Raw genomic sequence first — 12,350 nt, forward strand, 5'->3', positions numbered from 1 at the left:
GACGCCGGGATCGGCGTCCTCTTTTCGTTTTGGCAGGCCGGGTCGTAACGCCGGGTTCAAGAGGGTGCCTCCGGCGGCTTAAGGGCCATGGGCCCTTAAGAATCCCGAGGTTTTTCGGTCTGGAAGACAGCCCGAAAAAAAGGTTCATCTCCCAATTCCGGGGAAGGCTGCTCTGATTTTGAGAAAGAAGTACTCGTCGTCGAGAAAGCCGTAGGCCATCCGTTTGATCACCTTGATCTTGTTGTTGATCCCTTCGAGTAGGCTGGTGTGTAGCGGATATCGGCAGTGTGAGATAATGCCCGAGATGTAGGGTTTGAGGCGCTTAGCGAATTTAATGAGCGGCTCGACTCGGCTTTGCATGGCGCGGCGGTACCAACCTTTCCAAAACCGCTTGGCAGCTTTGGAGTATCGGTAGTCCCAGAGTCGCTTCAAATCCTCCTTGAGGATATAAACCTTCATCAAATTTTTGTTGGCTCGAAGCAGGTCATAGAGCCGGATTCGATCTTCCTGTCGCATGAGATTCTGCCTGTTGCGCAGGAGCAGCCATCGTGAGCCTTTGACAACCTTACGGGCGTCTTTGTCATGATTGAGGCGATTGGCCTCATCGTTTCGGACGCGGTCGATTACTTCTCGGCCATACTTGGCAACGACATGAAACAGATCGTAGACGATCTCGGCTTTCGGGCATTGCGCCTTCACCTCGGCGGCATACGCACCGTTCATGTCCATTGCAACGGCCTCAATTCGGGCACAACCATCACGGCCAAGCAGTTCAAAGAATGGTCGGATGCTCTCCCGGCTGTTGCCTCTTCCTACCCACAGAACCCGCTTGGTGTAAGGCTCGACGATGATCGTGGCGTAGCGATGTCCTTTGCGGATGGCAAACTCATCCATTGCGACAACCTTGACGCCTTTCAAGTCAATGGGATTGAGTTTTTCCGCTAGGTACCGCTTGTCGATTGTCTTCACGGTCTTCCAGTTCAGGCCGTAGCATTCCGCGATGTGCTTAATGGGAAGTATGCGGCAGAGCCGAACAACGGACTCGGCCAGCCGCCTTGTGACACGCGAATACCTGTCGAGCCAAGGAAGCTGCTCCAGCTTTGGTCCACAGACGGGACAATGGACCCGACGCCGGATAACGAGCAAATGCGTTGCCGCGTCGAATACAGGCAAGTCACGAACCCAGCGTTCGACATAGTCGTGAACTGCGCAGACAAGCCTGCCGCACCCGCTGCATCTCATTCGCCTTCGCCTGATTGGAATCAACTCGATCCAGACTTCGGGGTGCTTCCGAGCTTCGCTGGCTTCAAGACGCTGAACAGTTCCAACACGATACCCTTTCCAGTCTCCCAACAACCGGGTAATCTTGCCCTTGGACAACGGTGCCCTCCTTGTAGCTCTCGTCTGTTGTGCAACTGTCGAGATTACTGAGGGTTTCCGTTGTCCTCAATTTTTTATGTTTCCCCCGGAATTAGGAGATGAACCGAAAAAAAGGGGTGGGTGCTTTTGCGGGGAGGGGTGGGCAGTTGTCCGCAGTGGCCGGGGCTGACGTGGGGGCGTGATTGCAGCTGGGTGGGGCGAGGGAGACGTGGCGTATGAAGAGGATTCTTAAGGATGAAATCCTTAAGCCTGCGGAGCACCAAAAGGGTGGCAGAGCCGACGTGGTCGTAACGCCGAGGTCAAGAGGGTGCCTCCGGCGGCTTAAGGGCCACGGGCCCTTAAGAATCCCGAGGTTTTCGGTCTGGAAGCCAGCCCGAAAAAAGGGGTGGGTGCTTTCGAGAGGGTGGGCAGTTGTCCGTTGTGGCCGTGGCAGGCGCGGGGGCGTGATTGCAGCCGGGTGGGGCGAGGGAGACGTGGCGTATGAGGAGGATTCTTAAGGATGAAATCCTTAAGCCTGCGGAGCACAAAAAGGGTGGCAGAGCCGACGTGGTCGTAACGCCGGGGTCAAGAGGGTGCCTCCGGCGGCTTAAGGGCCATGGGCCCTTAAGAATCCCGAGGTTTTCGGTCTGGAAACCAGCCCGAAAAAAGGGGTGGGTGCTTTCGAGAGGGGTGGGCAGTTGTCCGCTGTGGCCGGGGCTGACGTGGGGGCGTGATTGCAGCCGGGTGGGGCGAGGGAGACGTGGCGTATGAGGAGGATTCTTAAGGATGAAATCCTTAAGCCTGCGGAGCATAAAGAGGGTGGCAGAGCCTCCACCGTACGCCACGCGCAATTTGCCAAAATGGTGAAAAATGGCGCCCTAGACGGTTTGAGCGGGGACGAGGCTTTACATTGCCATACGTTCGGCGTTAAATGGCCGTTTGTTTCGCGACTAGAGCTCTCTGGAATAGATCATTAGAACAGGGGATTGCCATGCCCAGGAATTTTTTGAGCATTCTCGACCTGGAGAAGACCGACGCCCACGCCCTTGTGCGACGAGCACACGAGATGAAGCAGGTGGATTACCGAAGTGACCTTCTGTCTGGCAAGACTGTTGCTATGATTTTTGAGAAGGCGTCCACCCGAACTCGCGTCAGCTTTGAGGTGGGCATCCGTCATCTGGGCGGGACCCCTCTGTTCATGACGCCTGCGGAGTCGCAGCTTGGCCGCAGCGAGCCGCTGTGCGATACGGCGCGGGTGCTTTCGCGGTATTGCGCGGGCATGGTGGTCCGCACGTTTGGTCAGGAGAAGGTGGACGCGCTGGCCACGTGGGGCAGCATCCCCGTGGTGAACGCCCTGACTGACGAATACCATCCGTGCCAGGTCATGAGCGATATGCTGACCATGTACGAGCGCACGCCGGACTTTTCGTCCCTGAAGGTGGCGTGGGTTGGCGACGGCAACAACATGGCGCATTCCTTTATCAATGCTGCTGTGCATTTTCCGTTTGAGCTGGCGCTTGCCGTGCCTGAGGGCTACGACCCGGACCCCGCCATCGTGGAGCGGGCAAAGGGCCTTGGCGCGCGGATAACGCTGACCCGCGACCCGCGCGAGGCATGCGCCGGTGCCCATTACATTAATACTGATGTATGGGCGTCCATGGGGCAGGAGGAAGAGCAGAAGGCCAGAGAAAAGGCCTTTGCCGGATTTATGGTGGACGACGCCATGATGGCGCTTGCCGCACCGGATGCGAAGTTCCTGCATTGTCTTCCCGCCCACCGTGGCGAGGAAGTGTCCGAGTCCGTTATCGAGGGGCCGCAGTCTGTGATTTTTGATCAGGCCGAGAACCGCCTGCATATGCAGAAGGCCATCCTTGAATGGGTTTTTTCCGACTAAGTATTTTTGAGTAGAGGAAGCAATGAGCAAAGACATCAAGAAAGTGGTCCTCGCCTATTCCGGCGGTCTGGACACCTCCGTCATTCTGGCGTGGATTAAGGAAACCTACGACTGCGAAGTCGTGACCCTCACCGCAGACCTTGGTCAGGGTGAAGAGCTGGACGGCATTGACGAAAAGGCGCTGAAAACCGGCGCTGTGAAGGCATACGTCGAAGACCTGCAGGAAGAATTCGCCCGCGATTTCATCTTCCCCATGTTCCGCGCCGGTGCGATTTATGAAGGCCGCTACATGCTCGGCACGTCCATCGCACGTCCGCTGATTTCCAAGCGCCTTGTGGAAATCGCCCACGCCGAGGGTGCGCAGGCCGTGGCCCATGGCGCAACCGGCAAGGGCAACGATCAGGTGCGTTTTGAGCTGGCCACCGCCGCTCTGGACCCGACCCTGACGACCATTGCCCCGTGGCGCGAATGGGACCTGAAGTCCCGTACGGACTGCATCAGCTTTGCAGAGGCCCACGGCATCGAAACGCCCATGAGCCACGCCAAGCCCTACAGCTGCGACAGAAACCTGCTGCACTGCAGCTTTGAAGGCGGCGAGCTGGAAGACCCGTGGAGCGAGCCGGGACCGTTCTCCCACGCCATGTGCGTGTCCGTGGAGGAGGCTCCTGACGAGGCCGAGGTCATCACCATTGATTTTGAAAAGGGCGACCCGGTTGCCATCGACGGCGAAAAGCTGTCCCCGGCCAGCATCATGTTGAAGCTGAACGAGCTGGGCGGCAAGCATGGCATTGGCCGTGTGGACATGGTGGAGAACCGCTTTGTGGGCATGAAGTCCCGCGGCGTGTACGAGACCCCCGGCGGCGCGATTCTGTTTGCTGCGCACCGCGACCTTGAGGGCGTCACCATGGACCGCGAACTCATGTCCCTGCGCGACTCCCTTATCCCCCGCTATGCCGAGATGGTCTACAACGGCTACTGGTACGCGCCGGAGCGTGAAGCCATTCAGGCCTTCATCGACAAGTCGCAGGAGCACGTGACGGGTACCGTCCGCCTGAAGCTGTACAAGGGACAGGCCATCCCGCTGGGCCGCAAGTCCCCGTACTCCCTGTATGATGCTTCCCTCGCCACCTTCGAGGCCGAGGACGTCTACAATCAGGCCGACGCCGCCGGGTTCATTACCTTGCAGGGGCTTCGCCTGAGAGGCTTTGCCAAGAAGTAGGAGCACCACATGTCTGAGACGAAAATGTGGGGCGGCCGCTTCGCCGCCAAGACTGCCGAGTCCGTGGAGCAGTACACCGCTTCCGAGCAGTACGACCGCGAGCTTTACGCCGAGGATATCCGCGGCTCCATTGCCCACGCGCACATGATGGGCGCGCAGGGCGTGCTGACCGCTGAGGAAGTGCAGACCATCACCTCCGGCCTGAATCAGGTCCGCGAGGAGATTGAGTCCGGCGCCTTTGTCTGGAAGCGCGAGCTGGAAGACGTGCACATGAACATTGAGGCGCGCCTGACGGAAATCATCGGCCCCCTCGGTGGCAAACTGCACACCGGCAGAAGCCGCAACGACCAGATTGCTCTGGACTTTCGCCTGTATGTGACCCGCCGCATGAATGAGTGGCGTGGCCTGTTGGCGGACCTTGTGGCCTCCCTTGGCCGCCGCGCGGATGAGCACCGTCAAACCCTGCTGCCCGGCTGCACGCATATGCAGCCCGCTCAGCCCGTGAGTTTGGCGCACCACCTGCTGGCGTACGCCCAGATGTTCATGCGCGACGCGGACCGGGCAGGAGACTGCGCCCGCCGCGCCAACGTGTCGCCCCTTGGGGCCGCCGCGCTGGCCGGAACCACCTATGACTTTGCTCCCGAGGCCGTGGCCGAGGAGCTGGGCATGGGCGGCGTGTTCGCCAACTCCATGGACGCCGTGTCCGACCGTGACTTCGTCATCGAGGCCGTGTTCACCGGGTCCATGATCATGGCGCACTTGTCGCGCCTGTGCGAAGAAATCATTATCTGGTCCAACCCCGCGTTCGGCTTTGTGAAGCTGCCTGATGCCTACGCCACAGGCTCCAGCATCATGCCGCAGAAGAAGAACCCGGACGTGGCGGAACTGATGCGCGGCAAAACCGGCCGTGTGTACGGCTCGCTGACCACCCTGATGACGCTGGTGAAGGGCCTCCCGCTGGCCTACAACCGCGACATGCAGGAGGACAAGGAGCCGTTCTTTGACGCGGACCGCACCGTGCGTGCGTCCGTGGGCATCATGGCCGATATGGTGGCCGAGCTGGGCTTTGACGCGGACCGTATGCGTCAGGCCTGCGCGCGCGGCTACCTGAACGCCACGGAGCTGGCCGACTACCTCGCGTCCAAGGGCATGCCCTTCCGTGAGGCGCACCACGTAACCGGTTCTGCCGTGGGCTACGCCGAGAAGCAGGGCAAGGGCCTTGAGGATCTGACCCTTGAGGAACTGCGCCAGTTCTCGGATATGATCGAGCAGGACGTCTTTGAGGCTTTGGCCTACGAGACGGCCGTCGCCCGCCGTGAAACCTCCGGCGGCACGGGACCGAACTCCGTGACCCGCCAGATTGAAACGCTGCGCGCGTGGCTGACGTCCATGGACTAGCCGCCGTTCAGGCAGCAATGACGCTATGGGACGCTCCGGTAACGGGGCGTCCCTTTTTTTGCGTCTTTTTGCGCGCAGCAGGGGAGGGGAAAGGCTATTTTATGACGACGGTGTGCGGTTTTTGGAGGAATGCAAAAGGAAAAAATTCCAGCGGTTGCGAAATGTAACGTCCCGTCCTATAACGGCATTATGGTGACAGATTCTCCCCTTCAACCTCGGAGTATTGACCATGAAGCGTGAAGATGTGTTGTCTGGCCCCGGTATTGGACGGGAATTCGTACGGCGTTTCGCAGGGCACCGGCCCATGGTGAAGCTGCTGATGAACACGGGAAAGATACGCACCAGTCAGGAGAAGGCCGAGCAGGTGCGGTTCGTCATGGACCGTTTGGTGACGCTGGCCACGGCGGATTCCGACGCCGCGCGCCGGCAGGCCTACAAGTATCTTAATGACAACCGGGCGCTCAAGCGCCTGTTCGACCATGTCGCCCCGTGCTGCCAAGAGGTAGAGGGCCACTATGTGCGCCTGACGCCCATCGGCGGAGCGGGGACGGCCGCGCCGATGACCATGGTGGAACTGCCCCTTGAGGAGAAACCCTAAAAGGCCACTGACCGAACACAGCGCGGCGCGTACAGAAACACCTTGCATTCCAGCATGCGGCATCTCGCCCATGCTTTGAAGGCGTCGCACGGTCTCCTCATATGGAGGCTGCTGGATTTGGGCGAGGCGTTCGCGCCGCCCTCTCGCAGCGACAAGTGAGAACATACCAATGAGAAACGCCCCGCAAGCCGGAAGGGAGGCTTGCGGGGCGTTGTCGTGCAACCTGAGTGTGTCGGCCTGAGGTTGCAAAAAACCGGAGAGAGGGAGAGAGGCTGTCTGTGTCGAGACAGGCTCTCCCCCTTTCTCCGGCTTCGCCGTGCGAAAGGGAATGAGGACTAGCGGGGGCGGAAGGTAATGCGGCCGCGGTTCAGGTCGTAGGGAGAAAGCTCCACGGTGACCTTGTCGCCGGGCAGAACACGGATGCGGAACTTGCGCATCTTGCCGGAGATGTGTGCCAGCACTTCGTGGTCGTTCTCAAGCTTCACGCGGAACGTCGCATTGGGGAGGGCTTCTTCAACGACGCCCTGTACTTCAATTGCTTCTTCTTTAGCCATATGTCCTCCATTTCAATATTCACGAGCATGCTGTGACAGCGATGCCAGACTTTAAGAGTAATGTGCCCACACATGATGGAGTGTGGACCGATAGCGCCTACAACATGCACGGACGCTCGTCAAGGTGCCGCGCCCTGTATGCAGAGGCGCCCACGGTGCGTTGCGCCGTGGTTTGAAGCCGAATGCGGATGCAATTTCACTCTGGGAAAATATCAGGGAATCCGGATTGGTACAAGATGCTCTGCGCTCAAGGCTGACTGCTTTTTCGTGGCGGAGGGACACAGGAGTCGAACCTGCCAATCGTTTCTCAACGATTCTACGGGTTTGAAGCCCGCGCCCATCACCGGATGAGACGTCCCTCCGCATGGGTAGGCGTGAAGTAACAGGTTTGGCCCAACTCTTCAAGCGGAAAGGCAATTCGGCCCGCCGCGCCAGCCCGCCCAGAGCAGGAATTGCCCCGGCCTGCGCGTGGACAGTGCCATGGGTGTATGTTAGCGTTTTACGATACGCCTTGCACGAAAAGGCAAAAATGGAAAAAACGCACCGCAGGCCATTGCCTGCCGTACCATCAGAACTTATACTACCGGATATCCTGCGAATCAGCGCAAACGCGCCAATGCCATAGAGGAGTTCCAACTTGAACAACTTCGCCAAGAACCTCTTTCTGTGGGCGGCCATCTGTCTCGTTATGGTCGTCCTCTTCAACCTGTTTAACCAGCCGCCTACACCCCAGCTGAAGTTCAGTTACACGGAACTGCTGGAGCGCGTGGACAAGGGTGACGTGGTTGAAGTGAAAATCCAGGGACAGCGCATCACTGGCTCCGTCGTGGATGGCCAGCGCTTTGTCAGCTACGCCCCTGACGACCCGAACTTTGTCCAGCGGCTTATCGACCGCAAGGTGCAGGTCACGGCGGAACCTGATGAGGAATCCCCCTGGTACATGACGTTATTTATATCATGGTTCCCAATGCTGTTGCTTATTGGCGTGTGGATTTTCTTCATGCGGCAAATGCAGTCCGGCGGCGGAAAGGCCATGAGCTTCGGCCGCTCGCGGGCCAAAATGATTAGTCAGGACCAGTCCAAGGTCACCTTTGAAGACGTCGCCGGTGTGGACGAAGCCAAGGAAGAACTCTCCGAGGTTGTGGAATTTTTGTCCCAGCCCAAGAAGTTCACCCGCCTTGGTGGTCGCATCCCCAAGGGCGTTTTGCTTGTCGGCTCGCCCGGCACCGGTAAAACGCTGCTTGCCCGCGCCGTCGCCGGTGAGGCTGGCGTGCCGTTCTTCTCCATCTCCGGCTCCGACTTCGTCGAAATGTTCGTCGGTGTTGGTGCCTCCCGTGTGCGCGACCTGTTCGTGCAGGGCAAGAAGAACGCCCCGTGCCTCATCTTCATCGACGAAATCGACGCCGTTGGCCGCCAGCGCGGCGCCGGTCTTGGCGGTGGGCATGATGAACGTGAGCAGACGCTGAACCAGCTCCTCGTCGAGATGGACGGCTTTGAGTCCAACGAAGGCGTTATCCTCATCGCCGCCACCAACCGCCCCGACGTTCTGGACCCGGCACTGCTGCGTCCCGGCCGTTTTGACAGGCAGGTTGTGGTGCCCACGCCCGACGTGCGTGGCCGCGCACGCATCCTTGAGGTGCACTCGCGCCGCACGCCCCTCGGCCCCGATGTGGACATCGTCACCATCGCCCGCGGTACGCCCGGTTTCTCCGGCGCGGACCTTGAGAACCTCGTCAACGAGGCCGCCCTGCAGGCCGCCAAGCTCAACCGCGATCAGGTTGTCATGGCGGACTTTGAGACGGCCAAGGACAAGGTGCTCATGGGCAAGGAACGCCGTAGCGTTATCCTGTCCGAAGAGGAAAAGAAGACCACGGCCTACCACGAGGCGGGCCATGCCATCGTCGCCAAGTCCATCCCGGGAACGGACCCTGTTCATAAGGTGTCCATCATCCCCCGCGGACGCGCGCTTGGCGTGACCATGCAGCTGCCCGTGGACGACCGACACAATTATTCGAGGACCTACCTCGACGCGACCCTCGCCATGCTGCTTGGTGGCCGCGCCGCCGAAGACATCATCTTCGACCAGCGCACCACCGGTGCCAGCAACGACATTGAGCGTGCCACAGATATGGCCCGCAAGATGGTGACCCAGTGGGGCATGAGCGAAGCCATTGGCCCGCTGTCCCTCGCCGAGAAGGACGACTCCGTGTTCCTCGGCCGGGAAATGACCCGCCATAAGAGCCTCAGCGAAGAGACTGCCCGCTTGGTGGACGCTGAAATCACCCGCGTGATTCAGGAAGCCAACAACAGGGCGCACAGCATTCTCACGGAGAATTTGGACATCTTGCATGCCGTGGCTGATGCGCTTCTGGAACGCGAGACCATCTCCGGTGCAGACATCGACAAGCTGATGGCCGGCGAGCCCCTGCCGCCCATGGAGAACGGTGTGGCCGTCCGCAAGCCCGGCGCTGCCGCCGCGGCCGAGGGCAAGACCACCACTGGCGAGGACCTTGACGACCAGCCTGCCCAGAGCGCCGCGCAGCCCGCGCCCGCCGAGGAGGGCCACAGCGCCGAGGCCACACGCCCCGAGGATGATGACACGCTGAAGGACGCCCATGAGGGCGAGGAGTTCACCCTTGAACCGGGTGAGCCCGAAGAGTCCCCAGAAGATGGGACATCCGACAAGCAAGGAAAGGACAACTAGCAATGCATGGTCGCGTTCACTGGAACGTTACGGGGGGTAGGGTCCTGGGCCCCGCCCCCTTTTTTGTTGTAGGCATCGTCAACGTTACCCCGGATTCGTTCTACGACGGGGGATCGCACGACAGTCATGAGGCCGCCGTGGAGCACGGCAAAAAGCTCATCGCCGACGGCGCGCACATCCTTGATGTGGGCGGCGAGTCCACCCGGCCCACGGCCGAGCGCGTGGGCACCGGCGAGGAACTGCGCCGCGTGGTTCCCGTTGTGCGCGAGCTGGCCAAATACATCCGCGAGAATGAGCTGGACGCCGCTATCTCCGTGGACACCTATAAAGCTGCGACCGCAGCGGCGGCTCTTGAAGCTGGTGCGGTAGTGGTCAACGATGTGTCCGGCTGCCGCTTTGATCCGGAGCTTATGGACGTGTTGGCGCAGTATCAGCCCGGGTATGTTTTGATGCATTGTCAGGGCCTGCCTGGCAGCATGCAGAACGACCCCTCCTACGTGGACGTGGTTGACGAGATTTCCGACTTTTTCGACCAGCGTCTGCGTCAGTTGACGCGGGCCGGCCTTGCCGAGGAGAACATTGTTCTGGACCCCGGCATCGGCTTTGGCAAAAAGTTGGAGCACAATTTGGAGATTCTGCGCAACATCGAGGCCTTTGGCCGCTTTGGTCTGCCCATGTTCATGGGCCTGTCCAATAAATCCCTGTGGGGCGACCTGCTGGGACTGGATGTGGACAGCCGCCAGAATGCCACGCAGGTTGGGACAGCCCTTCTGGCCGCACGCGGCGTGCAGATTCACCGCGTGCATGAGGTGGCCCCCACCGTGGAGACGCTTCGCATCGTGCAGGCCATGGACAGGCGCACCGCGCGCCGACACTACATGGAGTAGCCTGCATGCTGGAGCTTGGCGGATTCAGCATTTCGTGGATTGAGCTGGTGGACATCGCGCTTGTCGCGGTCATCTTCTACCGGCTCATCCTGCTGATCAAGGGGACCCGTGCGCTGTCTGTGTTCACGGGCCTCGTGCTTTTGCTCATCATCTTTTATTTCTCCGACGAGTTGGGACTGACCACCCTGCACTGGCTACTGGGCAAGTTCCTCGGCTCCATCTTCCTTGTCGTCATCATCCTGTTCCAGCGGGATATCCGCAACGCCTTGTCGCAGTTTGGGGCAGGGCGGATGTGGCGGCGCGCGCCGGTGGCGGAACAGGAGTTCAATACTCTTGCCGCCGCTGTGCTCTCCATGGCCGAAAAGCGCATTGGCGCACTGGTGGTCATTGAGAAGAACGTCCCCCTCGGGGACCTTGTGGCGCGTGGCGTGAAAGTGGACGGCGAAATGACCAAGGAGCTTCTGCTCACCATTTTTCATCCGGATACGCCGCTGCATGATGGCGCGGTTATTGTCCGCCGTGGACGCATTGTGGCTGCGGGATGTATTCTGCCGTTGGCGGTGGGCATCCGCAAAAAGCAGCACTATGGCACACGGCACAGGGCGGCCATTGGCATTACGCAGGAAACCGACGCCGTAGCGGTTGTGGTTTCCGAGGAACGCGGCGAGATATCCCTTGCCGTTGGCGGCCGCCTGACGGCCAGCCTTGACGAAGTGCGCCTGAAGCGCGTGCTGAAACGGGTATGGAATAAGTAATTATGCTGCGCAATTGGCAATACAGGCTTCTCGCCCTCGTTCTGGCATTTGCCTGCTGGTACCTCGTGACGGGCCAGCAGAAGGTGGAGACGTGGCTTGAGGTGCCGGTGGATATTGTCAACGCGCCCAAGGATATCGCCATCCAGTCCGGCTTGAAGACGCGCATCAATGTTCGTGTGCGCGGTTCCAAGCCGATGCTTCGTGGGCTGGATGCCCGCAGTCTGGCCTATCCGCTGGACCTTTCCGGCCTGCGCGCCGGGACCGTTGTGCTCAATTTCGACGCGAACCGCATCCCCGTGCCCAAGGCGGTGGAGGTGCTGGAGATTGACCCGCCCCGTCTGACCGTTGACGCGGACAGGATGGTCACCCGCCGCGTGCGGGTGGAGCCGCAGTGGAAGGGGAGCGTTGAAAAGAATTATTCCCTGCTGGAGGCATGGACCGTGCCTGCGGCGGTGAAGGTGCGTGGCCCGCAGGACCTTGTGGACGCGCTCACCGCTGTGCCGACCCTGCCGCTGGCAGGCAATGTGACCACAGCAGGCACCATGGAACGGGAGCTGGGCCTTGACCTGCCCGAATCCGTGGTGGCAGAACCCGCCGTGGTGAAAGCGAGCTTCCGCTTTGCGGAAAAGACGGAAAAGCTGTGGGTCAAATTGCCCCTTAAGGTGCTGCCTGAAAACCTTGCCAAAAGTGCGGGTGTACAGGTAAAGCCAAAGACCGTTCAGCTTCATGTGGAGGTTCCGGTGAGCCTTCTTGATAAAGAGGACTTCAAAAGCCTGTTCTCCACCTTCATTCTTCTGAACTCATCCATAGACCCGGGGTGGCATGTGGTGGAATACCGCACCAAGCTGCCACCGGGCTGTACGCTTATTAAGGCTGTCCCGCAGAAGGTAGACCTGCGGGTGAGCCGCCGCCTTGCACCAGAGGGTGGCTAATCCCCTATCATACGGCCCGCCACCGGCGCGGCGCCTCCTGATCTGACGAG

General features: G+C 60.1%; 10 protein-coding genes and 1 tRNA gene. 8 read left to right on the plus strand and 3 right to left on the minus strand.

Annotated features, from left to right (window positions below; translation table 11 throughout):
• Positions 1–144: 144 nt before the first annotated feature.
• Entirely contained in the window at positions 145–1,380 is a 1,236-nt protein-coding gene (locus ACYQ2T_RS04565) for an ISL3 family transposase (protein WP_459898806.1), read from the minus strand.
• Between the two features lie 970 nt (positions 1,381–2,350).
• Here ACYQ2T_RS04565 and argF point away from each other — a divergent pair.
• The 4 genes from argF to ACYQ2T_RS04585 all read left to right on the plus strand — a co-directional run bounded on the left by argF (position 2,351) and on the right by ACYQ2T_RS04585 (position 6,468).
• Positions 2,351–3,253, plus strand: coding sequence for an ornithine carbamoyltransferase (gene argF, locus ACYQ2T_RS04570; RefSeq protein WP_459898808.1), 903 nt, complete (start codon positions 2,351–2,353; stop codon positions 3,251–3,253).
• 22 nt (positions 3,254–3,275) lie between these two features.
• Entirely contained in the window at positions 3,276–4,472 is a 1,197-nt protein-coding gene (locus ACYQ2T_RS04575) for an argininosuccinate synthase (protein ID WP_459898810.1), read from the plus strand.
• A 9-nt stretch (positions 4,473–4,481) separates the two neighbouring features.
• Positions 4,482–5,870: an argininosuccinate lyase gene (argH, locus tag ACYQ2T_RS04580; protein ID WP_459898812.1), complete on the plus strand. Its 1,389-nt coding sequence runs from the start codon at positions 4,482–4,484 to the stop codon at positions 5,868–5,870.
• Between the two features lie 229 nt (positions 5,871–6,099).
• The gene (locus tag ACYQ2T_RS04585) at positions 6,100–6,468 is read left to right on the plus strand and encodes a bL17 family ribosomal protein (protein ID WP_459898814.1); all 369 of its coding nucleotides are present in this window, start codon (positions 6,100–6,102) and stop codon (positions 6,466–6,468) included.
• Positions 6,469–6,803: 335 nt separating this feature from the next.
• Here the strand turns inward: ACYQ2T_RS04585 and infA are convergent, their stop codons facing one another.
• Entirely contained in the window at positions 6,804–7,022 is a 219-nt protein-coding gene (infA, locus tag ACYQ2T_RS04590; protein WP_078683826.1) for a translation initiation factor IF-1, read from the minus strand.
• Between the two features lie 268 nt (positions 7,023–7,290).
• A tRNA-Sec gene (locus tag ACYQ2T_RS04595) sits at positions 7,291–7,384 on the minus strand.
• 275 nt (positions 7,385–7,659) lie between these two features.
• Here ACYQ2T_RS04595 and ftsH point away from each other — a divergent pair.
• From ftsH to ACYQ2T_RS04615, 4 genes are read left to right on the plus strand one after another with little or no spacing between them, the layout of a single operon-like run.
• Positions 7,660–9,726, plus strand: a complete 2,067-nt coding sequence (gene ftsH / locus ACYQ2T_RS04600) for an ATP-dependent zinc metalloprotease FtsH (protein WP_459898817.1) — start codon at positions 7,660–7,662, stop codon at positions 9,724–9,726.
• A gap of 2 nt (positions 9,727–9,728) precedes the next feature.
• Positions 9,729–10,613 (plus strand): dihydropteroate synthase, encoded by an 885-nt coding sequence (gene folP, locus ACYQ2T_RS04605; protein ID WP_459898819.1) that lies wholly within the window; start codon positions 9,729–9,731, stop codon positions 10,611–10,613.
• Between the two features lie 5 nt (positions 10,614–10,618).
• Positions 10,619–11,368, plus strand: a complete 750-nt coding sequence (gene cdaA, locus ACYQ2T_RS04610; RefSeq protein ID WP_404844268.1) for a diadenylate cyclase CdaA — start codon at positions 10,619–10,621, stop codon at positions 11,366–11,368.
• 2 nt (positions 11,369–11,370) lie between these two features.
• A complete protein-coding gene (locus tag ACYQ2T_RS04615) occupies positions 11,371–12,300 on the plus strand; it encodes a CdaR family protein (protein WP_459898820.1) in 930 nt (309 codons plus the stop codon).
• Positions 12,301–12,350: the final 50 nt, after the last annotated feature.

This window comes from Desulfobaculum senezii (assembly GCF_054657395.1).